This is a genomic window from Chryseobacterium sp. 14P4.3.2 (genome assembly GCF_057799275.1).
Genome location: NZ_JBYOKO010000013.1, coordinates 17,397 through 43,663 on the forward strand (window position 1 = coordinate 17,397; position 26,267 = coordinate 43,663).

Genomic DNA, 26,267 nt, shown 5'->3' on the forward strand with positions numbered 1-26,267 from the left:
ATGGAAAAGTCCACGATAACCTTGACACGGAAAATTCAGCTGGTGATTGATGTTCCATCTGATGATAAAAGCCAGATGTGGGAAAAGCTCTGCCGGTATCAAAACCGCTGTTTCCGGGCAGCTAATCTGATTGTTTACCATCTGTATGTGCAGGAAATGATCAAAGATTTCTTTTATCTCACCGAAGAAATCCAATACAAGCTGGCTGATGAAAAAAAAGATGAAATGGGAATCTTCAACCGTTCGAAAACGAACACCACGGCACGTCTGGTCTTTGACCGTTTCAAGGGTGAAATCCCCACTGACATTCTGGGATGCCTTAACAATACGATTCAATCTACTTTTTCTAAAAATAAAGCCGACTATTGGCAGGGAACAAAATCATTGAGAAATTTTAAAAAAGATATTCCGATACCGCTTCCGGTTAAATGCATCAGCAAAATGAGGTATGATCCCGAAAAGAAAGCGTTCTGCTTCAATATGTTTGCGATTCCTGTCAAAACCTATTTAGGAAAAGACTATTCGGATAAGCGGCTGATCATGGAGCGCCTGCTAAAAGAAGAGATAAAGCTTTGCACCTCGCAGATCCAACTGAAAGACAGGAAAATCTTTTGGCTTGCTGTATTTGAATTTGAAAAAGAGGAGCACCATTTAAAACCCGAAATCATTGCAGAAGCGTCCCTGTCATTAGAACATCCGATCGTGGTGAAAGCCAATAATGTGCGAATGAATATTGGCTCGAAAGAGGAATTCCTCTATCGTAGGTTAGCGATCCAAGCCAGTAACAAAAGGATTCGAGCCGGAGTCGCTTATTCTCGTTCCGGAAATGGAACCAAACGGAAACAGAAGGCACTGCAAAAAACAGAGAATCTGGAAAACCGTTTTGTCATTCATCATCTTCACCTGTACAGCCGTAAGCTGATTGATTTCTGCATCCGGCAGCAGGCAGGCACACTAATTCTTAAAGATCAGGAAGACAAGATAAGCATTGCAAAAGAACAGGAATTTGTGCTTCGCAACTGGAGCTATTATGAATTGCAGACCAAAATAAAATACAAAGCAGAAAAAGCCGGTATCGAATTGATCATCGGATAGCTAAAAAAATGAGGGTACTTGTAAACCCGTAGGGTGAGGTTTTTAACACTCACTAAATACTGGAACTTAAAAATATTTTCCGGTGTATACAACGGCGTGGGTTTCTTTTTTTTTCAAAAATGAAGAAAGCATAATAAAAAAGCAAAGTATTGCAAATAGGAGAATCCTACATCATCAAAGGTATCATCAATCAATCCAGCGAGATTGCTTGCCTGATTGGTTGCCTCCTCGCTTTCCTGACTTCTTGCTTTCTTGAAATCTTGAAATCTTGAAATCTTGCTTCCTTGATTGCTGTCAATCAAAAAAGATACTCTCCAATACACTGATGTTTTCAGAGTCTTTTTCTCTTTCTTTTATTTTGAATTGGAATATCCTCAGACTCATAATTTGTACTGTTATTACCGAACTGCAACAGAGTGAAAAGCTGATTTGTGATCTCAGTATCTTTAAAGATCTCATTGAAGGCTGAAAATGGAACCGTATTTTCCTGTAAAATTTTCTGCGCTATTTTTTCCATTTCCGATATCAGCTTTTGCTTATCTGTTCTGTCTAGGTGAGGATTTCTCAATCTTGAAAATTTGATTTCCCTCTCAACAATATTAATAACAGAATCCAGATATTTTTTCTTTTCAGAAGCAAAAACTGTCGGATTGGTCAATAGTACAGCGTTTTTGTTTTTGGATAGATGCACCTGCTTTTTTAAATCACCAACCATTGTATTGAGCTCAGTAATTTGCTTCGACTTAGATTCCAACTCCGTTTTATTTTTTAGAAGTGTGCTTTTGTACGTTCGAAATGCTTTTTCATAATTCTCGATGGTCTTGTCAGTCTTAATTTTTTTAAAACCTAGAAAATCATTTTCCTTGACGACCAGTTCCTCCGAATTTTTCGAACCCATCTCAGATTTCATTATGTCATACCTTTCTTCCAAAACTTTGAGATCTTCTTCTTTCTGCTGAATTTTAAACTCGATGGCTTCCAATCTTCCTCTGGAACCAGAGATCCCTCTTTCCATATTCAGGCATTCAGCTGTCAGATCCTGCATTTTTGAATAATGGAAGGATCGGTGTTTAAGTGTTTTGCCAGTATTCAGATCCTGCCAGTCTGCTACCAGATGAGCGTGGTAATTTGGTTTCCATTCTTTCGTGTCTTTATTGGTATGCCCTTCATCTTTATGAATAGTAATTTGAAAAACATGAATTTTCAATTCTTCTTCCAGTCTCTTTGCCAAGTTTTGAAGTTCCAACATCGTTGTGTTTTCTTTAATAACAACAACTGCTTCCCGAACTGGCATTGCATTCTTCTGTAATTTTCTTCGGGACTTTTCTTTGCAATACGCTTCGATCCGTTGAATTCGGTCTGCTACTTTTTGTTCTATCCAATATTCATTCTTTGATGTCAGATCTTTACGGATATAGTCGAAAGTTTTCTTTCTGAAATTATGAGTTTCAGAGTCCGATTTGACAGCCTTAAAATTAATTGAAGTTTTCATTATTTTTCATCTTTAAAGTTTATCAAAGATTTCTTTGATTAAAATTGTTGTAGTAATATTATGCAGCATTCCAATTTACCTATGCATGTTTTACGCACCTTTGATAATAGACCTGTGTGCTTTTTACACAGGTTGTGATCAGTCAACCTTAGTCTATTTTACTCAGGTTAGAAGCCTCGCAGAGCGTATTTGAAACTTTGTTGGGAGGAACGACCTTCAAAGTTGCGAATGCGCTCCTAACTTCTGCGGGTAGTTGGTAAAAACATACATTACGCTTTATTATCTTTTTATTTTAAAACTATTTGAGTATCTAATTTCTGGTTCCGGCTTCCTCTCTTCTGTTTTATCAACTTCAGGAAATTTTATAGAATTCTTAGCTGAGTTAATCGCGACATCGTTATTTATCCGATGTATCAAAAATTGGTTCAGATCTTTATGGTTTGAATAGATATCAGAATGATCTTTTGCTTCCGGAAAAGATTTTATGATTACAGACTTACATTTGATTCCTGCACTATCATTATCCAAAAAAAGATTGATATCAGAATATTTATTCAAATGCTCTATGGATTTGTTTAAAAGAGCAATGGAATTCATTACGAGAATATCTCCTGAGAAAGATTTCTGCATTTCTATAAAAGATAAGGCATCCATAAAACCTTCAAAAACTGCTACAGACTTAATACTTTTATCTTGAAAATTTGATCTATCCTGAACATTACTATTGAGATTAATTATTGAAATATCCTTTTTTAACAATGAACCTTTATAAAAAGAATTACGAAGCTCAAAGCCTCCTGATAAATTTTCGAAGCCAATTGCATAGAGTTTTTTTTCTCCGATTGTAAATCGCACCTCTTTTATATACTCATAGGTTTTAGAACTTAATCCACGCTTCTTCAAATATTTTTTAAGGTTTACATTTTCTAAATTCAGTATTTCATCGATTCTGTAATTTGGTTCTGACTTTTTGATCAGTGCTTGCTGATGAAAAGAAGAAAAATTTTGTTTTTGTGCCCAGTCCAGAACTTCATTGACCGAAGTATTCAGATATTTTTTCATAAAATCGGTATTGTTCCCGCCGACACCTTCTGAGTGAAGATACCAGGCATTAATTCTTTTATCCAATTTGAAAGAGGCTTGGGATTCGCCGGCAAAGGGGTTGAGATACCAAGCTTCTTTTTCATTTTGTTTCGTTGGAAGGTGTCCGAGAGAAAGGAGGACTTCTTCCAACGATATGCTGTTAAATTGTTTGCAGTTCATAGCGTTAAATTTTCCGTGTTTTGAATGAGATATTTCTTGTTGAATTGTTGAGTAAACATTGTAACCTATTGATTAAATACAATTTGGATATTCATCAAAGTCTCAACGCTTCAACAAACTAGAGTTTTAGCACTCAACAGACATTCAACAAAAAGATGGATTTTAAAGTTTGTTGAGGACTTTGTTGACTGTTAAGTATTTGATTTTATTTTCATTATCAGTTAATTCAACAGTTCAACATATTTACTAAGGATAAAATCCTTTTTTATGGTGAAAAACCGACCAACTGAATTGTTTTGGTAAAAGATTCCAGCAAAATCAATATCGTATCTGATATAAGTCAAACCATTAGTTTGTGGAACTAATTTCCAAGTTTCTTTCAGCAGATTTCGAATATCATTTCTTGTCCAATACGTTGGTCTGAACATTCGATTCATCATATTCAGTAAATCCTGTGGAACAACATTGATTTGCTCATCATTATTACTTTCAAAAAACTCATACAGCAACTCAATTATCTTAGATTCCAGTTTATTATTATTTTTGAAAACTAATTTTTGAAGTGCTTTAGTTCTTATTTCATCGGCAGAAAACCACATTCTGGTTTTCTTCTCAGTTGAAAATGGTCGATCAATTAAAAACCGAAGAAAATAGGGGATTTCTGAAATGAGATTGCTAAGAAACTCGGTATTTTCAGTTTTAATGGGATTGATTTTCAGTATCCAGAATCGTATTTCATTTTCATCAATTTGAATGAAATTTTCCTCATTATTGGAACACAAAATAAACTTCGCAAAAAAATCGATTTCTTCTCTGTCTTTTCCTTTTGCCTCTAATTTATCTTTATTGGTTGTCGATAAATACTTTAATCGTTCGGTAATTTCTTTTTTATCAAAGAAAACTTCATCTATAGCCACCACTAACATTGCTGCCCAATCGGAATTGAATTGACTTCCAAAAGAATCACCTTTAATGTAGGTCATGTTCAAACCGAAAATCTCTTTCAACCATTTGATGAATGTAGATTTTCCGGTTGATCTTTCTTTAGAAACCAAACATAAAATTGGTAGAATTTGCGTCGGAAATTGTAACAGAATTTTCAAGTAATCCAAACCCATTTCCAGCTGTTCGCCGAAAATATGGTCGACAAACTTTAACGAGAAAGGAATCGAGTTTTTTAAATCTTCCTTTTCGCAAGAAGGAGCAAAAGGAATTTCATTATAAATATTATAAAAACCTTTAACGATTTGTTGATAATCTAAATGTTCCGGAATACAGCAAAATCCATCATATTTCGGAATATCCCCAACAAAACTTTTTCCGTGGTCGTTGATAATTGTTTCCCGATTCCAACGAACCAAAACCGAAGTTGTATCACCAGAGATTAAGGGCTTTTCTATGTTTTTATAGTAAGTGGTTCCAACTCTCAAATAAGGGGATTTCTTGCTCATCTTGACAGATTTTGATTAGAACCTATATTTGACTGTCGTGAATTTTTCTTAAAGCTGGCTTCAGCTTCTGATTGAATTTCCTGTAGAGTTTTCTTTTTACCTTTAGAAATCCAGTCTAAAAGTTCATCTTCAAAAAAATAAAGTTTCTTTCCATTTTTATAACAGGGAATTTTTCGGGTTCTGACCAATGTGTAGACAGTTGGTTTTGCTTTACCAATTAATTGGCAAGCTGCATCAATGTCAATCGGAACTCTCTTTTGAGAAATCACAGGAACTTCTTTTCTCTCTACAAGAAACTTAATCTCAGCGATTTCGCTAACTAAATGTGCGACTGCCCGTGGCAGGTTTTCAAATGAAATTTCTTTACTATCCATAACTTATTGTTTTTAATTGTTATTGTGCAAAGAAAAAAAGTGATTCCTCCGTGATAGCCTTAAACACGCAATCACAGAGGAATCACTGTACAAACACTATGTTTTGTAATTTTTTATAAGTTTTATTAGTACATCAAATTTTCTTGAATTTTGATTATGCCTTTTTTAGGCTCGTCCTTTAAATGTGATTTGATGGTATCAACATCAATATCATCAAGCGAAACGAACACAGTTTTTAATAATTTCGAAACCCTTTCTTGTTTTATCGGTTTAAAATGATTCCAAATATTCCAGCCAAAATGATAGAGATCAAGATTTGAAAGCCCTTTGGTAACGACTGAAGTGTGAGGTGGAATTTCTTCTTGTTTTGAATAGAGACTTATTGAATTGCAAATTGCAGCAAGACTTTCGTCAGTTACATATAAAGCAAATTGATTACGGGTGTAATCAATAGCTACTTGTAATTTTCGATTTTCAATCTGTTGCTTTTCTTGAAGTTGAACTTCTCTTATAGACTCCAAATTTGCCAATACAGAAGTTTGACCTAATGTATTTTCCTTTGGATCTTCGTCGAAAAGAATTGATGTATTATCGTTGATCAATGCTTTTTTGTTCTCACTTTTTTCATCTAAATTATTTGCTGGAACTGATTTTATCACGTTGTTTTTTGAATTCTTCCGTTTCTGTATAAATTTTTTAATACCTAGTAAAATTACATCCAGAAATAAAATAATAATTCCATAAATCAAAACACTGAAAGCAGTAATTGACCAAAAAACAATATTCGCAGTATATTCATCTCCCCCTTTATGAAGAAAAGAAAGTCTTGCCAATGTTCCTGCAACTACACATACGAGCAGAACCGAAAGATAAATAACTATATATTCGAAATATTTCAAATTCATTTTTGTAAGTTCTTTAGATGAATGGCTTGTGAAGCTTTATTTTTCTTTTCATCTACCACTTTTGCGTAAACTTGAGTAGTTTTTACATTTGTATGACCAAGCATTTTACTCACTGTGTAAATATCTGTTCCACTTGAAAGCTGAAGAGTAGCAAAAGTATGTCTAAAATTATGAAATGTTATTTTTTTGGTAATTCCAGCACTTTCAATCCACTTCTTGAGTGGTCGTGAAATCCAAGCCGGATTAGTCAGATTTTTAAAAATCAACTCATTTGGAAGACCTACTTCACCACAAAGCTGTAATGCTTGATTAGACATCGGCATATATTCTACACCTTTAGTCTTTTTTTGTGTAAAATTTATTTTTGCCTGATCGTTTTCAATAGTTATTTTGTTCCACGTCAGTTTCTGAATATCGGAATGTCGTAGACCGGTTAAAGCTGAAAAAAGTGCTGCTCGTTTAAGAACTTCAAGTTCGCACGGCGTTTCAACCAAAGTATTAAGTTCATCAAGTGTTAAATATTCCCTTCTTGATTCCTCGTGCGGAATCGCTTTTATTTTAGCAGAAATATCAGTCGTAAAATATCCATCAATAAAAGCTTGTTTTAGTGCAGCTTTGAAAACAGAAAAATAAGTTGAAGCTGTATTTTGAGAAATAATATCTTCCTTATTGCTACCACTTTTCGCAGTCAACAAATATGATTTAAAGTGTTCACAGAATTTTGTATTGATCTGCGAAAACATAATTTTTTCACCTCCAAAATCTTTTAGAAATTCTATCGAGCGATACCAATTTATTTGGATAGATTCGGAATTGTTTTTATGTCTTTTATTAACCAACCGATCAAAATATCTCACAAAATTCTCCTGCGATTTTTCTTTTTGTTCTACTTGAATTTTGTCGAGTTCGCTGTAAAGTTCTATATTATCATATTCTCTCTGACGTAATTTACGCATAGAATCTGCATAGAACATTGTTTCCCGATCATTTTCGCTTTTGCAAACGATAATACCATTGTCATCTCTTTTAGGTTTAAATGAAACGGATTCTTGTGTTGTTCTTGCAGGTCTTTTCTTATCAAAATCTACGGTTGTGACGCTTCGGTTCAAATACTCCCGGATTCTCTGAACTTTATCTTTACCAGGAATCATCACAGGATAACTTTCCAAATAAATAAACCATTCTTTTCGGAATTCGGATTTTCGCAATCTTACGGTAACTTTGGTTTTTAATAACTCTTTCATTTTCCGTCAAAAATTTTATCAATTAAATTTTTAGGAACATATACGAAACTTCCAACTTTCTTTGTCGGAATTTTGTTTCTTTTAATCAGGTTTGTTACAGTTCCTGGATCAGCGTAGAATTTTGAACTAATTTCGGAAATTGTGTAACAATTACCAACTTCAAAATTAGGTTTTTCAGGACTTTCCTTGGATTGATCTGGCATTTCAACTGCCGTAAACATTTGTTCTATATCGATTTTGCTTACACGAGTAAGTCGCTCTCCCAAATTGATGGCAGGTATTTTTTTACTTTTAATTAATCTGTGAATAGTATCTCTTGATATTCCAAAAAGTGTTACTGCTTCACTCACGGAAATGTACGGTCGAGTTTGTATATCTGCAATTTTAGAAACGGATTTTTCTAAAAGCGTTTGCCTCGCTTCCATTTCTTTAGCCAATTGTTTCTGTCTTTTTCCTGATTTTTCTGAGCAATATTTACTACAAAACCTAGCAGTAACTTTTTTCGCTTCAAATGGTTTTTCACAAAATTCGCAAAGTTTTGGTATTCTAAGATTACTAAAGCCCATAAAAACAACTATTTTAAAAAATAAAAATCAAACTAGACCGAATAAGACATAATAAGACGCAGAAATTCCGTTATTAAGACGCGGTACAAATGAGATACAAAATTATAACAAAAATCGATTAAAATCAACTATTAATAAAAAATACAAAAACAAAAAAAATCGCTATAAACATTACATTTACAGCGATTTGCTAATTTATTTCGATCGATATTAATCGATGATAATTGCTACTTACTTGACTTCTTCGAAGTCTGCATCCTGTACATCTTCAGATCCTGCATTTCCTCCAGGGTTCTGAGCACCTGCATCAGCACCTGGCTGTTGACCAGCTGCATATAATTCTTCAGAAGCTGCCATCCATGCTGCATCTAACGCTTCAGTTTTAGCTTTTACGTCATCAGTATTTTTAGCTTCGAAAGCTGTTTTCAATTCAGCTGCTGCGCTTTCAACTGCCGCTTTTTTGTCAGCAGAAAGTTTATCACCGAATTCTTTCAATTGTTTTTCAGTCTGGAAGATCAATCCGTCAGCTTTGTTGAAAACCTCAACTTCTTCTTTTTTCTTAGCATCAGCTGCAGAGTTTTCCTGAGCTTCTTTCTTCATTCTTTCGATTTCTTCGTCAGAAAGACCTGAAGAAGCCTGAATTTTAATAGTCTGCTCTTTACCAGTTCCTTTATCTTTAGCAGATACACTTAAGATACCATTTGCATCAATATCGAAAGTTACTTCAATCTGAGGAACTCCTCTTGGTGCTGGTGGGATATCTGCAAGATCGAATCTACCGATTTCTTTGTTATCATTGAACATTGGTCTTTCTCCCTGTCCTACTCTGATGCTTACAGCTGGCTGGTTGTCAGAAGCTGTAGAGAATACCTCAGATTTTTTAGTTGGGATCGTAGTGTTTGCTTCAATTAATTTAGTGAATACAGATCCCATTGTTTCGATACCTAAAGAAAGTGGAGTAACGTCAAGTAATAATACATCTTTTACATCACCTGTTAATACACCTCCCTGGATTGCTGCACCAATGGCTACAACCTCATCCGGGTTAACTCCTTTAGATGGTTTTTTACCGAAGAATTTTTCTACTTGTTCCTGGATGATTGGGATTCTTGTAGAACCTCCTACCAAGATTACTTCGTCAATATCAGAAGTTGATAAACCTGCATCTTTTAATGCTTTAGCAACCGGCTCCATAGATCTTCTTACAAGATCAGCAGATAATTGCTCGAACTTAGCTTTTGTTAAAGATTTTACTAAGTGCTTAGGACCTGTAGCCGTAGCAGTGATATAAGGTAAATTGATCTCAGTCTGAGTAGAAGATGATAATTCGATTTTAGCTTTTTCAGCAGCTTCTTTCAATCTTTGAAGAGCAATAGCATCAGCTTTTAGATCTACACCTTCTTCAGCTTTGAACTCATCAGCCATCCAGTTGATGATCACATCATCAAAGTCATCACCTCCTAAGTGTGTATCACCATTTGTAGACAATACTTCAAATACACCATCTCCTAAATCAAGGATAGAGATATCGAAAGTACCACCTCCAAGGTCATATACTGCGATTTTCTGATCTTTATGGCTCTTATCAAGACCATAAGCTAATGCTGCAGCTGTAGGTTCGTTGATAATTCTTTCTACTTTAAGACCTGCAATTTCTCCAGCTTCTTTAGTCGCTTGTCTTTGCGCATCGTTGAAGTATGCAGGAACAGTAATTACCGCTCTTGTCACTTCTTGTCCAAGATAATCTTCAGCAGTTTTCTTCATTTTCTGAAGAGTCATTGCAGAAATTTCCTGTGGTGTATATTCTCTATCGTCGATTTTTACTTTTACAGTATCATTTGGACCAGAAACTACTTTATAAGGTACTCTTGAAACTTCAGAAGCATCATCTTTAAAGTGCGTTCCAATAAATCTTTTGATAGAGTAAACCGTTTTTGTTGGATTCGTTACAGCCTGTCTTTTCGCAGGATCACCTACTTTTCTTTCACCATCTTCTGTAAAGGCTACAATAGAAGGAGTTGTTCTTTTTCCTTCTGCATTCGGGATAACAACAGGGTCTTTACCCTCCATAACAGCAACACAAGAGTTGGTTGTTCCTAAGTCAATTCCAATTATTTTACTCATAATATTTTATATTTTTTCTAATTTTTAATTTTATTTACATTCTCAATTTCTCAATATCTGTACCATTCAAAAAATTGTGACAAAATGACATAATAAAAATTAAAACCCTGATAAAATCGGAGTTTAATATTGAATAATCTGGAAATTTTAGACACATATCCTTTACCAATCTTCCTTGTATTGTTTCCAGTTTCCGGAATTTTCTCCGACCTCTGATATATAAAACTATATATTATGATTGTGCAAACAAAAAATGATCATCCTAAAGGTATAGGCATCTTAAAATAGAGAATTTCATTGCTTTCCACTCACCATATAACTCCGGCCCGCAATCATTATCAAGATGATGTACTGTGAATTTTTTTATATAAAATGACCCAACTATTATGATATTAAACATAAAAATTATTGATTATCAATATATTTACTACTATTTCCATAGATCAATTTACAAATCTTTAAAAATTAATCAAAGTTTAACCTAAGAAATAGAGACGGAATCTCCACTAATTGTTATTTTTGATAAAATATACCCATTAATAATGTCATTACACTTTAATCCACGAGATATCACATGGCTTGCCTTTAATGAAAGAGTTTTGCAGGAGGCCATGGACGAAAAAGTTCCTTTGCATTTAAGAATACGTTTCCTGGGAATTTTCTCCAACAATCTGGATGAATTTTTCAGAGTACGTGTTGCCGGGTTAAAGCGTGCTATGGATTTTAAGGAAAAAGTGATTGCTGAGTCTTTCTATCAGCCTCCTTCCAAAATTCTTCAGCGAATCAATGAAATAGTCATGAGACAGCAGCTGAATTTTGATAAAACCTGGAAAAAAATCCAGACCGAAATGGCTGATCATAAAGTTTTTATTAAAAACTCTAAAAACCTGACTGCACAACAGAAAGAATTTGTCAGAACTTATTTTGATGAAGTGGTAGAGTCCAATGTGATCCCCATCCTGCTTCATGAAAATACTCCAATGCCTTATCTGAGAGACAAAAGTCTTTATCTGGGGGTTGCTATGAGAAAAAAAGACTGGCAGTATTCCAGCAATTATGCCATTATTGAAATACCTTCCCGTTTTGTGGGAAGATTTGTACTGCTTCCTACAGAAGATCCGGAAGAAAAAAATGTCATGCTTCTTGAAGATGTAATCACCTTTAATCTTCCGCATATTTTCTCTTATTTCGGATATGATGAATTTGCGGCCAATGCTTTTAAAGTAACAAAAGATGCAGAACTGGATCTTGATAATGATATCAGAACCAACTTTGCAGAAAAAATAGAAAAGGGCCTCAAAAACAGAAGAAAAGGAAAGCCTACTCGTTTTGTTTTTGATAAAGATATGGATAAGGCCTTATTAGAGCTTCTTATCCGAAAATTAAATTTAACAAAAAAAGACAGCATTATTCCCGGAGGTAAAATACATAATTTCAAGCATTTCATGGATTTTCCTGATGTTTTTGAAACATATGAAAGGCCCGAAGAAAGAACTTCATTTACCCATCAGGCATTTGAACATGGGGAAAGAGTCACAGATGTTATTCTCAAAGAAGATATATTACTAAGCTTTCCTTACCATAAATATAACCCGGTCATTGATCTGCTGCGTGAGGCGGCAATGGATCCGGATGTAAAATCAATACAAATCACAGCCTACCGTCTGGCGAGCAGTTCAAAAATAAGCAATGCACTGATCTATGCGGCGAGAAACGGCAAGGAAGTTACCGTAATGCTGGAACTTCAGGCAAGGTTTGATGAAGAATCCAATCTGAAATGGAAAGAAATGCTGGAGCCGGAAGGAATCACCGTTCTTGTAGGGATTCCCAACAAAAAGGTTCATGCCAAGCTTTGTGTGATCAAAAAAAGAGCCCACAACAAAACGATTCAGTATGGGTTTGTAAGCACCGGAAATTTCAATGAAAAAACAGCAAGAATCTATGGTGATCACTTATTGCTGACCGCTGACCGGGGCATCATGGCAGACATTAATAAAGTCTTTAATGTCCTCAAAAAACCAAAAGACGACTTTATTCCCGTTTTGAAAACTTGCAAAAATTTATTAGTTTGCCCACAGTTCATGCGTGAAAAGATTGTTCATCATATTGATAAAGAAATCGAAGAAGCAAAAGCAGGAAGAAGAGCGGAGATTATTGTAAAAGCAAATTCTTTGAGTGACAGATTACTGATTGAGAAATTATACGATGCAGCCAAAGCAGGAGTAGTAATCAGATTAATAGTACGAGGAATTTACTGTCCTGTCAACCAAAAAGAATTCAAAGAAAAGATAAAAGCCATAAGTATTGTAGATGAATATCTGGAACATGCCAGAGTCATGTATTTCTACAATAAAGGAGTAGAAGATATGTACATTTCTTCTGCAGACTGGATGACCAGAAACCTGGATTACCGGATCGAAGCCGCAGCTAAAATCACTGATAAGAACCTTAAGAAAGAATTAAAAGATATTCTGGACATTCAGCTTAGGGATAATGTGAAAGCAAGAATTTTAGATAAAAGACTGAGCAATGAATATATAAGAAATGATAAAAAAGAATGCCGCTCACAAATAGAAACCTATAAATATTTAAAAGCTAAAACAAGCAAAAAATGAAGATCGCAGCGATAGACATAGGGAGTAATGCAGCCCGACTTCTTATCAATGAAGTAAAAATAAATAATGAAAAACCTGAATTCATTAAACTCAATCTGTTGAGAATCCCTCTAAGATTAGGGATGGATGTTTTCACCATGGGAAAAATAGGTCCCGAAAGAGAAGTAATGGTCATCGATTCCATGAAAATCTTTAGTGACCTTATGAAGATCTACAAAGTAGACCATTACAGAGCCTGTGCAACCAGCGCCATGCGTGATGCTGCCAACGGAGATGAAATTATCAGCAAAGTTCTGGAAGCATCCGGAATTAATATAGAGATTATTTCAGGAGATGAAGAGGCCACTTTGATTTATGAAAACCACGTAGCAGAAGGACTTGATAAAGATTATGCCTATCTATACATTGATGTAGGCGGAGGTTCTACTGAACTTACCTTCTATGAAAATGGTAAAATGATGTATGAAAGATCTTTCAACATCGGAACAATCCGGCTTCTCAACGATCTGGTTACTGCAGATAACTGGAAAGAAATGAAAGACGAAATAAAGAAAAATATTGTCAGTAATAAACCGATTGTCGCCATAGGATCTGGAGGAAATATCAATAAAGTATTTTCTATGAGCAAAACCAAAGATGGCAAACCCATGTCTTTAGCTCACCTTAAGAAAGTCTATAAAGAATTCAGTGAGCTTTCAGTAGAGGAAAGAATGACAAAACACAGCCTTAGAGAAGACAGAGCTGATGTGGTGGCTCATGCTCTTAACATTTTCAATAATGTTATGACATGGTCGGAAATCAATAAAATATTTGTTCCTAAAATTTCTGTAGCAGATGGTTTAATTCAGAATATCTACAGCCAGTTGCAACAAAAAAAATAGTTCTAAAAACATACTTCAAAACCGGCCAGCTTCTTGTCCGGTTTTTTCTTAAATTATTTAACATCATTGAGGCAGCAGAGCAATCTCATTCTGCCTAATTTCAAAAAGGAATCTAATGAATTAAAAACTGAATAATCATAAATTAATTTTTATCTTTTTTCCATTTTTTTAAAGTAAAAACCCTCTCTCATTCGTCTTAACCATTATCAATAGCAAAGCAATGAACTCAATCAAAATAATACTTACAGGAGCCACAGGAATGGTAGGCGAAGGCGTTTTAATGGAATGTCTGGAAAACCCTAATGTTTCTGAAATCCTGAGTGTCAGCAGAAAACCTTCCGGAAAAAAGCATCCTAAACTTAAAGAATACCTGGTATCTGACTTTTTATCAATTGACCTGAATGATGAAAACCTCAAAGGCTATGATGCCTGTTTTTTCTGTGCCGGAATCAGCAGTGTCGGAATGAACGAAGAAGATTATACTAAAATTACGTACGACACTACCCTCCATTTTGCACAAGCAGTTTTACATCAAAACCCGGGAATGGTATTCAATTATGTATCAGGAGCTCAAACAGACAGTACAGAGAGTGGAAAAATCATGTGGGCAAGGGTAAAAGGAAAAATAGAAAATACATTAAAAAAAATGGGTTTTAAAGACGCCTACAACTTCAGACCCGGATTTATGAAACCTGTTGAAGGACAGTTGAATGTAAAATGGTTTTTTAAACCTTTAATTTGGATTTTTCCTGTTTTTTTACCAGCAAAATCATTAACTTTACACGAAGTGGGGAGAGCAATGATCAATGTCACACAGAAAGGATACCCTACATCAACATTAGAAATTAGAGATATTAAAAATTTAGCTATATGAGAGACATGTTAAAAAGAATTGTTCTGGTTATTTTTGTACTCTTGCTTCTGACTGCAGTTTCAGGATATTTCTATATGCAAAAGCATCCTCTGGAAGGTGGCAGGTCAGGAACAATGCTAAACTTTTCCGGTAAATCTTCCAAATAGTTGAATTCTAAATGTATATCACTGGAATAAAAATTCTATATTTTATCAGAAACAAACCTATTTTTTAAACATTTCTTAAAATTCCATTAAAATAGTTGCGAAACATAAAGTTCATTTTTGTATTTATCTAATTGAAGCAAAAAATGATCAACAACTACTTATTTAAAGGGTCTGTCATCGCCGCATTCTTTTTTCAGAGCGGACTTTTCGGACAGACCCTCCTTCATTACTGGAATTTTAACGATAATTCTTCTGCAACTTCAGTCACTACTCCCTCCTCTACACTAGTCAATGGCTCACTTATGGCTGTATCGGGAGGTACGAGTGTGATAGATTTTGCCGGCGGTACCGGACAGAATTTTAATATAGATAATCTAAATGCCAGAAACGGAGATGCATCCGGGACTCATTTAAGATTCAACAATCCGATTGGAGGGGCATTACAATTCAACCTGCCCACCACAGGTTATAATAACGTCATTGTTAAATTCACCACAAGAAAATCTACACAGGGAGCAGGAACACAGATATGGTCTTATTCTACAGACGGAACTACTTTTGTTCAGTATCAGACGGTGAGCCCTCAAGATGCCAATCCACAGCTGATTACTTTCGATTTTTCTACTGTACAGGGAGCCTCAAACAACCCCAATTTTAAATTAAAAGTTGAATTTACAGCAGCCGGAGGAGGTACCGGAGGCAATAACCGGTTTGATAACTTCACGGTAGACGCCAGTCCTGCAACAGGAACTGATACTACTCCACCCACGGTCACTTATCTCCCTAGCAACAATACAAATAATGTATCAACTGCTGTAAACCCAACCTTAACTTTTAATGAAAACATCAGGTTAATAGATAATTCTGTAATCAATAATGCTAATGCACAAAATATCGTTGATTTCAGGATGGGCAGTGCAGCCGGTACGCAGGTTCCTTTTACTACTACTTTCAGTAATAATATGATTACAATCATTCCGAATTCCGTTTTGGCAGCAGGACAAACCTATTATCTTGCTCTAAAACCTAATACTATTGAGGATTTCAGTGATAATGCGTTAACAGCATCAACGTCTACAACCTTCAGTACCACGGGTACTTCAATTTCACTGGAAAAGAATTTTATTAAAGTGAATGAAAATGCAGGAACTCTTGCATTAAAGATCAATATTACAAATCCATCCACTTCTACGGTCAATCTTGTTGTAAAACCCGCACCATTCAGTACTGCAGACAGCAATGATTTCACATTAGCCAATCAGACCATTAATATTACCCCTTCTACAACCAGTTATACAGTCAATATCCCTATTATTGATGACACTCTTGCTGAACAGCAGGCAGAATATTTTGTAGTAAGTCTTGAAAATCCTGTAGGAGCTACTATTTCCGGTGATAATTCTGCAACAGTATATATTGTAGATAATGATAAGCCGGCTCCGGTACCTTCCGGGCAGATCCAGCTCAACTATGTCGGAAGTTTTGACCCTTCAGGAAATAATAACAGCTCTACCGAAATTGTAGTACATGATCCATCAACGCAAAGGCTATTTACAATCAGTTCCATTACGGATGTTTTTGATATTATTGATTTTAGTAATCCGGCAACACCAGCTGTGATAAAAACTGTAAATATGGCGGCATATGGCGGCATCACAAGTATTGCTGTGAAAAACGGAATTATCGCTGCGGCTTCACCTAATACAGATCCTCAGCAAAATGGATCTGTAGTATTCTTTGATATTAACGGAAATTTCCTGAAACAGGTGACTGTAGGAGCTTTACCGGATATGATAACCTTCACCCCGGACGGAACTAAAGTGGTCACAGCCAATGAAGGAGAGCCTAATGATGCCTATACTGTAGATCCGGAAGGAACAATCAGTATCATTGATATTTCAGGCGGTATCGGAAGTCTTAACCAAAGTAACGTAGCTACTCTTAATTTCAATAATTTTGATTCCCAGCTTGCTGCTCTAACAGCTACAGGCCTTAGAAAGGTAAGAACCAATAACACGCTTTCTCAGGATTTGGAGCCTGAATATGTAACCATAAGTGCTGACAGCCAGAAAGCATGGGTAACTCTTCAGGAAAATAACGCTATTGCTGAGGTTAACCTTGCCACAAAAACAATCACAGGAGTGTGGGGACTGGGTAAAAAAGATATGAGCCTTCCAGGCAATGGTTTTGATGCTTCGGATAACAACGGGGAAGTTTTGATTGCCAACTGGCCTGTAAAGGCGTATTATGTTCCGGATGCAGTACAGAACTATAAAGTCGGGAATACCCATTATATTGTAACTGCCAATGAAGGAGATGAAAAAGATCTTTCCGGATACAGTGAAAGAACAACCGTTGGAGCCAACAATTATATTTTAGATCCTGGTATTTTCCCGAATTCAGCAATATTAAAAGCTTCTTATAACCTGGGAAGATTCAGAGTTTCTTCTGCCACCGGAAATACAGACGGGGATGCAGATTTTGAAGAAATGGCTGCTTTAGGAGCCCGCTCGTTCTCGATCTTTAATGCTGATACCCGGCAGATCGTGTACGACAGTGGAGATCAGTTTGAAAGATACATTGCGGACAATCATCCATTAATTTTCAATGCGGATAATGAATCCAATGCTATTAAAAGCAGAAGCCGTGCAAAGGGTCCGGAGCCGGAAGGTGTTGCTTTGGGTACAATTAACGGACAGACTTACGCATTCATTACTTTAGAAAGAACAGGAGGTGTAATGGTTTATAATATTACAGATCCTAACAATCCTACTTTTACGGACTATAAACACTCCCGATCCACCTCAGCATACGGTGGCGACAATGGTCCTGAAGGGATTATTTATATTGCTCCGGAGAATACGACAACCAATAAGGGATATGTGATTATCGCCAACGAAATCAGCGGAACCTTATCTATGTATGAAGTGGCAATACCTCCTACTTTGGGAACCGGTGAGACTACCTCTGAGCAGGCAACCTTTACTGTATTCCCAAATCCCGTCACCAAAGGAAATATACTTTATTTCAACAGAAAACAGGATTATGAACTGTATGATATGTCCGGAAAACTGATCGGCAAAGAAAAGAATGCTTTAACAGTAGATACGGCTCATCTTTCTACCGGAGTTTATTTTGTAAAAACTTCGGAAGGACAAATAAAAAGAGTAATTGTAAAGTAAAATATATTTAGTTGATTGAAGAGCTCCGGAATATTTCGGAGCTCTTTTTATTAATGGAAAATCTATAAATTAAAAGTACTTCAATTAGAAAATATAATCCGCAGATAAAACGAAATAAAATTTCAAAAACTGTCTGCTTATTCTATGATTTAATTCTAAAAATTCCGCTTCTTTTTATTTTATATTTGTACAGAAACCAATCAATTATCAATCTTTGACTAATTATATGCTCTGTTAAGGTTTTATTGAATTAACTTTTGAAAATCAACATCTTAATTTAAATAAAAAAAAAGACAGGTCTTAAAAAGGCCTGTCTTTTAAAAATATCTCAGAAGTAGTTTTTACTCTACGTTGATTACTTTTTCGATTTCCGGAGCATGTTGTTTGATGGTATTTTCAACACCCAATTTCAGGGTTGAAAAATTCAATGAACATCCGGAACAGTTACCTAAAAGTTTCACAAAAACCTGGTTGTCTTTCACATCAATAAGCTCAATGTCACCTCCGTCCTTATTCAAAAACGGTCTGATGCTTTCCAGAGCTTCCATTACTCTTGTTACTGTATCTTCGTGCGTTATGTTTGTTTCCATATTTTTTTCAGTTCAATTCGGTTTTTCAAATTCTATTGAAAGTTATTATTATTTTGCTTTTGGTGAGCATCCAGCCATTGTTGAAATCTTCACAGCTTCAGTTGGAGGAAGACTTTTATTTCTTTCCACCAAGCTTTCTACCATTTTTCTGGCAGTTTCTGTATAGATATCTGCAATTTTAGATCCTTCCTGAAGCGCTGCCGGTCTTCCTACATCTCCTGCTTCTCTGATGCTTTGAATCAAAGGAATTTCTCCTAATACAGGAATTCCAAGATCTTCTGCTAAATATTGAGCTCCCTGGTTACCAAAGATGTAATATTTATTTTCAGGAAGTTCATCCGGTGTAAAATAAGCCATATTTTCGATCAATCCAAGAACAGGGATATTGATGCTTTCCATCTGGAACATTGCAATACCTTTTCTAACGTCTGCCAAGGCTACATGCTGAGGCGTACTTACAATCACTGCTCCTGTTACAGGTACTTCCTGGATAATTGACAGGTGAATATCACCGGTACCCGGAGGAAGATCTATTAACAGGAAATCCAATTCTCCCCATGCAGCATCTCTGATCATCTGGTTTAATGCTTTTGATGCCATAGGACCTCTCCATACTACCGCCTGATTTGCTCCTGAGAAATATCCTATTGAAAGCATTTTCACACCATAATTCTCAACAGGCTTCATCATGTTTTTCCCATTAACTTCTACAGAAATCGGCTTTTCACCTTCTGTATCAAACATAGTAGGAACAGACGGCCCATAAATATCGGCATCCAATAATCCTACTTTAAAGCCCATTTTAGCTAATGTTACTGCCATATTTGCAGAAACAGTAGACTTACCTACTCCTCCCTTACCGGAAGCAATAGCGATAATATTTTGAATTCCCGGAATTTGTTTTCCTTTGATCTGACTTTGCTGAATTTCACTAGGCTCCGGAGAAACGATTTTAAGTTTTAAATGAACATCTTCTCCAAACTCACTGGCAAAAGCCTGTTTCATGGCAGCCTCCAGTTTTTTCTTTTCATGCATTGCCGGCGAATGAGCAGTCATATCAATATAAACATCATTACCCACAATCTGAAGATTATTCACCAAATCGTCTACTTCTATTTCTTTAAGGAAATCTTGAACCTTTTCTTTCGTCAACATATAAATATAAATTGTTCACAAATTTACGGATTTTTTCGGTAATTTAGAATCAATAAAATCTATAATATCAGGTGATAAATCAGATCGTTAAAAATCTCTTACTTATATATTTTCATCCTGCCTCCTTCCATTATTACAGAAAGCAACTGATAGAAAACCTCATCTTTATCCGTTAAATATGCATTAACAAAAGAAATTTTCACTATTGGATCACTCTATTGCAAATCACAATAGTTAGTTCGCTCTCGACTTTTCCTCAAAATTCACATTACGGCTTTCTCCTTTTATTTTTCTATTTCCAAAAGTATAAGTAACTGATAGATTAAGCCTTCTGGCATCATAATAATTATTATAAGAGTGTATTCCTGTCGTATAATAAATTTTGCCGACACTTTTCCCCTGTTTAAAGATATCGGAAACCATGACATTCATCTGAAGGTTTCTTTCCATCAGACTTATTTTCAGGCCTGATGTAAAACTTCCGGCAAAATCCATATAAACATTCCGTGAATTGGAAGGCAGCCTGAACCAATAATTGAGTATCAGCTGAATGGTTTTACTTTTATTGAGCGATATATTATTCTGAATATCAAAGTCATAACTGCTTCCTTTACGGGATTCGGCATCCGTAGCAAAAACATCCGTGTTCATATAAGAATAATTGGCTGAATAATTGGCTTCCCACTTTTTGAAAAAAGTATCCGAATAATTGAGGGAGACCCCCATACTGTTTTGATTGTAATAGTTTTCAAAAGTACTGATCCTGTTTTCATTTTTAAGGGTTGCCAGCTGTCCAAATGCTTCCACAGTTCTTTGAAAGTAGGCTGATGCAGACAGTTTGCCTTTATAGATATAGGAAAATTCAATATTATGATTAATTGAAGGTTTCAGAAAAGGGTTTCCTGTGAAATATGAATTAATATTTATATACCAGCGGTAAGGATTGATCGCACGGAATCCGGGTCTGTTGATTCTTTTTGAGTAATTCAGGTTAAAAGTATTATTTTCATTGCTTTTATAACTGATATAAGCTGTAGGAAAAAAATTCCCGTAGGAGTTTTCAGTCTGCTGTCCGGAAGTTAAAGAATTTCCGCTAACAACGGAGTATTCATAGCGAAGACCTGCTTTTGCTGACCATTTTTCATTGAAGGATTTTTCGAAACTGATATAGGCGGCATAGTTTTTCTCATTATAATCAAATTCATTGCTTTTCAAAGGATCTGTGACATAATTTCCATTGGTAAAGTTCTGGTAGGCTATTTTCGAGTTATTATCAAAATTAGTGAACTTCACTCCTGTTTCTGTTTTTGCAAACTGATAGGGTAAAGTAAGATCTGCCTGCCCGGAATAAATTTTATAATCTACCATAGACGGGGATTTTACGACGAAACGATCTCCTGAGCTCTCTGTTGTTGTAAAATTAATAGTCGTATCGGGTACATTGGAAAAATAATTTCCGGTAATACTCAATTTATTATCCTGTTTCCCGAATTTAAGATCATAATAAGCGCTTGCCGTATGCTGCATGCTTGTCCCCCTGTGTGCGGCATCGGTAAATAGCGTATTTGTGTAACTGCTATTCTGAAAATAGTTAGAAGTATTCACAATATCCATATTGGAATGCCCAAATCCGTAATCATAAATAAAACCTATACTAGACTTGCTTCCCAACTGATAATCAATGCTTAAGTTCGCTCCCAATCCGTCACCGAAATCTCTTCTGTTATCATTGCTTTTAAGCCCGTCAGCACCTTCTATCCAATAGTTTTCGTAGGAATGCTTTGCATATTTGTTCTGTCTCAGTTTTAATGACGAACGAAGCTTTTCGTTCTGATAATTGATGGTCGCACTGTTTGAGGTTCCTGTGTACGTCTGCTGCTGAAGACTCGTTGTAAGACTTCCACTCCATCCAAGATTCTGATTTTTCTTCAGTACGATATTGATAAGACCGCTATTTCCCTGTGCCTCGTATTTTGCAGGCGGAGCGGTGATCACTTCAATTTTTTCTATGTTTTCGGATCTGAGACTTTTCAGATAAGTAACCAGTTCAGCAGGCGAAAGGTTCAGCATCCTGTCATTAATCATTACTGCTACCCCGCTTTTACCAACAATTGAAACTCCTGTATTGTCATCCACTTTCACCAATGGTGTTGTTGCAAGAGCATCTGCCCCATCCATTCCCTGTGAAGCTACAGAGTTGGCAACATTAAAAACAAGCCTGTCTGCTTTTCTTTCAATCAGCTTTTTTCTGGAAGTAAGGGTTACTCCTTCAATTTGTTTTTCTTTCTTTTTCTCTATTAAAAAATCCTGTTTTACTGATCCATTGATCTGTATATCTTTGTTGGATATTTCAACACCGTCCTGGATAAGCTTTATATTATAATTTCCATTTTCAAAAAGTTTCAATGAATAATTTCCCTTTTCGTCTGAAAGGGCAGTCTGTTTTTTTTGATCTTTTATAGCTACCACTTCAACATAGGAAACCCCATTTCCTGTTTCGGTAATCCTGCCAGTTATACTTTGAGAAAATGCAGCTACTGGCAGTAGAAAGATTACAGAAAGTAATGTTTTTTTCATAGTTTAAATTGTAATAGTTTTGTTATAAGACAAACAGCCCTCGTCTTTTATTACATCTGTTCTACTGTTTTTCAATATATTCGCTATTATAAAATTTGAATATGAAAAAAAGGCTGATTGCGTTTTCTTTGTTTATGACTCAGATTATTTCCGCTCAGAACTATTCGCAATATGTCAATCCGTTTATCGGAACAGGCGGCCATGGCCATACTTTTCCGGGGGCTATAGTTCCTTTCGGGATGGTACAGCTTTCTCCGGATACCAGAATTGATGGCAGCTGGGATGGATGCAGCGGATATCATTATTCAGATTCTGTCATCTATGGATTTTCTCACACCCACCTGAACGGAACCGGAGTTTCGGATTATGGAGATATTATGCTGATGCCCACGATGGGAAATCCAAGCCTGAACATTAAGGATTATTCTTCAAAATTTTCGCACAAAAATGAAAAAGCCACAGCCGGATATTATGCTGTAAAGCTGGATAAAAATAACATCGGTGTCCGCCTTACGACAACAAAGAGAGTGGGTTGTCATGAATATACTTTCAATAATGCAGGGAATGCCAATATCATTTTAGACCTCAACCACCGAGACAAGCTTCTGGAAGGTGAGGTAAAGATCATTGATGATAAAACCATTGAAGTATTCAGAAGAAGTGAGGCATGGGCTACCAACCAGTATATCTATGCCAGAATTGAATTTTCAAAACCTATGAAAATTTCTAAAAAGGAGGTCAACGGAAAACAGGAAAATACTCTTTTTACAGGAACAAGGCTTGCTCTTGCATTTTCAACTGATGTTAAAAAAGGAGAAAAGATCAGTATCAAAGTATCACTTTCGCCCACAGGTTATGAAGGCTCTGAAAAAAACATGCTGGCTGAAGCTCAAAATCTTGATTTTGAAGCAGTAAAAAAGCAGGCCGAAACCAACTGGGATCAGGAACTCTCAAAAATTGAAGTGAAGTCTGAAGATAAAAATAAACTCTCTATATTCTATACAGCCCTCTATCATGTTTTTACCCAGCCCAACATCAATATGGACGTGGACGGTAGATACAGAGGGCGTGATAATAAGCTTTACACAGCAAACGGTTTTGATTATTATACGGTATTCTCACTTTGGGATACTTTCAGAGGAGTACATCCTCTGATGACTTTAATCGACAGAAAAAGAACTGCTGATTTCATCAATACTTTTATCAGACAATATGAACAGGGCGGCAAACTTCCGGTTTGGGAACTCGCATCCAATGAAACGGAATGTATGATTGGTTACCATTCTGTTTCTGTAATTGCTGATGCCATGGCCAAAGGAATTCAGGGATTTGATTATGAAAAAGCCTATCAGGCTTCCAAAAGCTCAGCAATGCAGGATATTTTCGGATTGAATGCCTATAAACAAAATAATTATATCAGCATAGATGATGAGCATGAAAGCGTTTCAAAAACAGTAGAATATGCCTATGATGACTGGTGTATTGCCCAGATGGCAAAGATTTTAGGCAAGAAAGAAGACTATCAGTATTTCATGAAACGTTCTCAAAACTGGAAAAACCTTTACAACCCTAAAACAGGTTTTATACAGCCCAGAAAGAATGGAAACTGGTATGAACCTTTTGACCCGAGGGAAGTCAACAACAATTATACGGAAGGAAATTCCTGGCATTATTCTTATTCTGTACAACAGGATATTCCGGGACTTATTGCAGCACATGGGGGGAAAGAAAAATTTGAACAGTTTATCGATGCTATCTTTACAGCTTCAGATCAGACAACAGGGAGAGAACAGGTGGATATCACCGGACTGATGGGCCAGTATGCCCAGGGAAATGAGCCAAGCCATCATATCGCATACCTCTATAATTATGTAGATAAACCCGAAAAAACAGATTCTAAAATAAAATATATCCTTGATAATTTCTACAAAAATACTCCGGACGGACTGATTGGAAATGAAGACTGTGGCCAAATGAGTGCGTGGTATGTTTTAAGTTCAATGGGTATTTATTCTGTAACTCCGGGATTGCCTGAATGGGAAACCACTACTCCTTATTTTGATGAGATTAAAATTCATCTTGAAGATGGAACTACCAGAACTATTACTAAAAATGCGGGTAAAGCAGAGCTTAAAAAACTGGGATTTGAAAATATAAAACCGGTCAAAGATTTTAAATATACTCAGCAGACAGCCTCACCGGTTATTGCAGCAGAACGGATCTTTGACTTCAATACCAAAGTTGAGATCACTCCAATTAATCCGGGAGACAAGGTATACTACATGACTCTGGATGAAAGTGACAGCAATAAAAGGAAGACCTTTACAGCTTATAAAGGCCCGTTTTCTATCAGCAAAACGACACAGGTTCAGGCTTATGCTGAAAGAAACGGGGAAAAAAGTTCTGTTACGACGGCTCATTTTAACAGAAGACCCAATTACTGGGACATTACGATCCTGTCCAAGGCCACTCCACAATATAGTGCCAGCGGGAAACTGGCTCTTATTGATGGGATAAGAGGTGATATTAATTGGAGGAAGGGCGAGTGGCAGGGCTATCAGGGTCAAAATTTCGAAGCAATTGTCGATTTTAAATCTCCACAGCAGATTACATCATTATCTTCCAGTTATCTTCAGGACAGCAGAGCATGGATTCTGATGCCTAAAAAAGTGGAATATTACGCTTCTATGAACGGAAAAGATTTTATTCTTCTGAAGACCATTGCCAACGATATTGATGCTAAGGATGAGAAGGTACAGATCAAAGATTTTTATACTGATATTCTTCCTACTGAAGCAAGATATATAAAAATAAAAGCCTACTACTTCGGAAAACTTCCGGAATGGCATCAGGGAGCCGGTGGAGAAGCTTATATCTTTATCGATGAGATTTCTGTAAAATAAAACAACATTATTACCAATGAAAAAAATATCGTTATTCCTCTTTTTACTTTTAAGTATCATAAAAGTATCGGCTTGTAAATGTGTGACAGAAACTTTAGCCAAGAATTATTTGGATGCTGATGTAGTGGGTGTTATAAAGATTTTAAAAGTATACGGTGAAAATACCGCACAAAGAACCTATAAAGCAGACGTTGAATTTGAAAAAGCCTACAAAGGGACAGCATTCAAAACATTAAATGTGAGAGGGCTGATCGGTAGGTCTTCATCCGCAGCATGTGAAATAGATGTAGAACCCAATGACAGGTATCTGATATTTTTAAATAAATCCGGTAATGGCTATTCTATTTCATCCTGTACTCCCAGATCCAGATTAAAAAAAGCGCATACTAAAAATGAGAGCTCTCAACTTGAAACTTTAAGCGAAGTTTTTTCTTATTTAGACAAAAATAAAGACAAGTTAAAAGGTCTGCAGTTTGCATCTTACTATGATGACAGCCAAAGCAGCGGTAAATCCGGTTTGTCAAAAATCAGCGGTTTCAAGCCTAAACAGCCTTTTGCGATATACAAAGTAAAAATAAATGGTCTGTCCAGGATTAAAGAAATGACACCTGTCATCAGCTTTGGAAGTAAAGATAAAACTATAGAGACTGCATTGAGAAGGCAAATTGCAGTTTCTGCTCCCATAGTCTCTGGCAATTCAGTACAAAAAGAATTTTTGTTATTACTCTTCTACCATAAAGAAAATATAAAAGCCCAGGACAAAGAAATGATATCCAATTCCTGGTAACAAAAGTAAACCCTTCAGAATTGAAGGGTTTTATTATTTTAAA

The 26,267-nt window shown here is 35.9% G+C and carries 19 protein-coding genes; 8 read left to right on the forward strand and 11 right to left on the reverse strand.

Annotated elements, in window-relative coordinates:
- Complete coding sequence (locus AC27VX_RS17345) at window positions 1-1,095, forward strand: nuclease/transposase family protein (protein ID WP_488696900.1); 1,095 nt, start codon at window positions 1-3, stop codon at window positions 1,093-1,095.
- A 331-nt stretch (window positions 1,096-1,426) separates the two neighbouring features.
- On the opposite strand, the gene AC27VX_RS17350 is transcribed toward AC27VX_RS17345, so the two are convergent.
- From AC27VX_RS17350 to dnaK, 8 genes are all read right to left on the reverse strand, one after another.
- Complete coding sequence (locus AC27VX_RS17350; protein ID WP_488696902.1) at window positions 1,427-2,587, reverse strand: hypothetical protein; 1,161 nt, start codon at window positions 2,585-2,587, stop codon at window positions 1,427-1,429.
- Between the two features lie 279 nt (window positions 2,588-2,866).
- Window positions 2,867-3,649, reverse strand: a complete 783-nt coding sequence (locus tag AC27VX_RS17355) for a DUF8464 domain-containing protein (protein ID WP_488696904.1) — start codon at window positions 3,647-3,649, stop codon at window positions 2,867-2,869.
- Window positions 3,650-4,071: 422 nt separating this feature from the next.
- Window positions 4,072-5,301: a primase-helicase family protein gene (locus AC27VX_RS17360; RefSeq protein ID WP_024564151.1), complete on the reverse strand. Its 1,230-nt coding sequence runs from the start codon at window positions 5,299-5,301 to the stop codon at window positions 4,072-4,074.
- A complete protein-coding gene (locus AC27VX_RS17365; RefSeq protein WP_144281937.1) occupies window positions 5,298-5,675 on the reverse strand; it encodes a helix-turn-helix domain-containing protein in 378 nt (125 codons plus the stop codon). Before AC27VX_RS17365 ends, AC27VX_RS17360 begins: the two co-directional genes overlap by 4 nt.
- Window positions 5,676-5,800: 125 nt before the next feature.
- Window positions 5,801-6,580, reverse strand: coding sequence for a hypothetical protein (locus AC27VX_RS17370; protein ID WP_488696907.1), 780 nt, complete (start codon window positions 6,578-6,580; stop codon window positions 5,801-5,803).
- The gene (locus AC27VX_RS17375; RefSeq protein WP_488696909.1) at window positions 6,577-7,824 is read right to left on the reverse strand and encodes a tyrosine-type recombinase/integrase; all 1,248 of its coding nucleotides are present in this window, start codon (window positions 7,822-7,824) and stop codon (window positions 6,577-6,579) included. Before AC27VX_RS17375 ends, AC27VX_RS17370 begins: the two co-directional genes overlap by 4 nt.
- Window positions 7,821-8,390, reverse strand: coding sequence for a helix-turn-helix transcriptional regulator (locus tag AC27VX_RS17380; protein ID WP_488696911.1), 570 nt, complete (start codon window positions 8,388-8,390; stop codon window positions 7,821-7,823). Before AC27VX_RS17380 ends, AC27VX_RS17375 begins: the two co-directional genes overlap by 4 nt.
- 231 nt (window positions 8,391-8,621) lie before the next feature.
- Window positions 8,622-10,514, reverse strand: coding sequence for a molecular chaperone DnaK (gene dnaK / locus AC27VX_RS17385; protein WP_236855679.1), 1,893 nt, complete (start codon window positions 10,512-10,514; stop codon window positions 8,622-8,624).
- Window positions 10,515-11,056: 542 nt separating this feature from the next.
- Between dnaK and ppk1 the strand changes: the two genes are divergently transcribed.
- The 5 genes from ppk1 to AC27VX_RS17410 all read left to right on the forward strand — a co-directional run bounded on the left by ppk1 (window position 11,057) and on the right by AC27VX_RS17410 (window position 18,212).
- The gene (ppk1, locus tag AC27VX_RS17390; RefSeq protein ID WP_236855680.1) at window positions 11,057-13,129 is read left to right on the forward strand and encodes a polyphosphate kinase 1; all 2,073 of its coding nucleotides are present in this window, start codon (window positions 11,057-11,059) and stop codon (window positions 13,127-13,129) included.
- Entirely contained in the window at window positions 13,126-14,010 is an 885-nt protein-coding gene (locus AC27VX_RS17395; protein ID WP_488696914.1) for a Ppx/GppA phosphatase family protein, read from the forward strand. Before ppk1 ends, AC27VX_RS17395 begins: the two co-directional genes overlap by 4 nt.
- A 220-nt stretch (window positions 14,011-14,230) precedes the next feature.
- Window positions 14,231-14,884 (forward strand): NAD-dependent epimerase/dehydratase family protein, encoded by a 654-nt coding sequence (locus tag AC27VX_RS17400; RefSeq protein WP_488696916.1) that lies wholly within the window; start codon window positions 14,231-14,233, stop codon window positions 14,882-14,884.
- Window positions 14,881-15,030, forward strand: coding sequence for a hypothetical protein (locus AC27VX_RS17405; RefSeq protein WP_236855683.1), 150 nt, complete (start codon window positions 14,881-14,883; stop codon window positions 15,028-15,030). The genes AC27VX_RS17400 and AC27VX_RS17405 overlap by 4 nt, the downstream gene beginning before the upstream one ends.
- A gap of 143 nt (window positions 15,031-15,173) precedes the next feature.
- Window positions 15,174-18,212, forward strand: a complete 3,039-nt coding sequence (locus AC27VX_RS17410; RefSeq protein ID WP_488696918.1) for a choice-of-anchor I family protein — start codon at window positions 15,174-15,176, stop codon at window positions 18,210-18,212.
- 341 nt (window positions 18,213-18,553) lie between these two features.
- Here the strand turns inward: AC27VX_RS17410 and AC27VX_RS17415 are convergent, their stop codons facing one another.
- The 3 genes from AC27VX_RS17415 to AC27VX_RS17425 form a co-directional block, all read right to left on the reverse strand.
- Window positions 18,554-18,802, reverse strand: a complete 249-nt coding sequence (locus AC27VX_RS17415; protein WP_002977212.1) for a NifU family protein — start codon at window positions 18,800-18,802, stop codon at window positions 18,554-18,556.
- 48 nt (window positions 18,803-18,850) lie between these two features.
- Window positions 18,851-19,957: an Mrp/NBP35 family ATP-binding protein gene (locus AC27VX_RS17420; RefSeq protein WP_236855685.1), complete on the reverse strand. Its 1,107-nt coding sequence runs from the start codon at window positions 19,955-19,957 to the stop codon at window positions 18,851-18,853.
- A gap of 234 nt (window positions 19,958-20,191) precedes the next feature.
- Window positions 20,192-22,534 carry a TonB-dependent receptor domain-containing protein gene (locus AC27VX_RS17425; protein WP_488696922.1) on the reverse strand — a complete coding sequence of 781 codons (2,343 nt, stop codon included), beginning with the start codon at window positions 22,532-22,534 and terminating at the stop codon, window positions 20,192-20,194.
- A gap of 101 nt (window positions 22,535-22,635) precedes the next feature.
- Here AC27VX_RS17425 and AC27VX_RS17430 point away from each other — a divergent pair, with 101 nt between their 5' ends.
- The gene (locus AC27VX_RS17430; protein ID WP_236855687.1) at window positions 22,636-25,437 is read left to right on the forward strand and encodes a GH92 family glycosyl hydrolase; all 2,802 of its coding nucleotides are present in this window, start codon (window positions 22,636-22,638) and stop codon (window positions 25,435-25,437) included.
- A gap of 16 nt (window positions 25,438-25,453) precedes the next feature.
- Window positions 25,454-26,224 (forward strand): hypothetical protein, encoded by a 771-nt coding sequence (locus AC27VX_RS17435; protein WP_488696923.1) that lies wholly within the window; start codon window positions 25,454-25,456, stop codon window positions 26,222-26,224.
- Window positions 26,225-26,267: the final 43 nt, after the last annotated feature.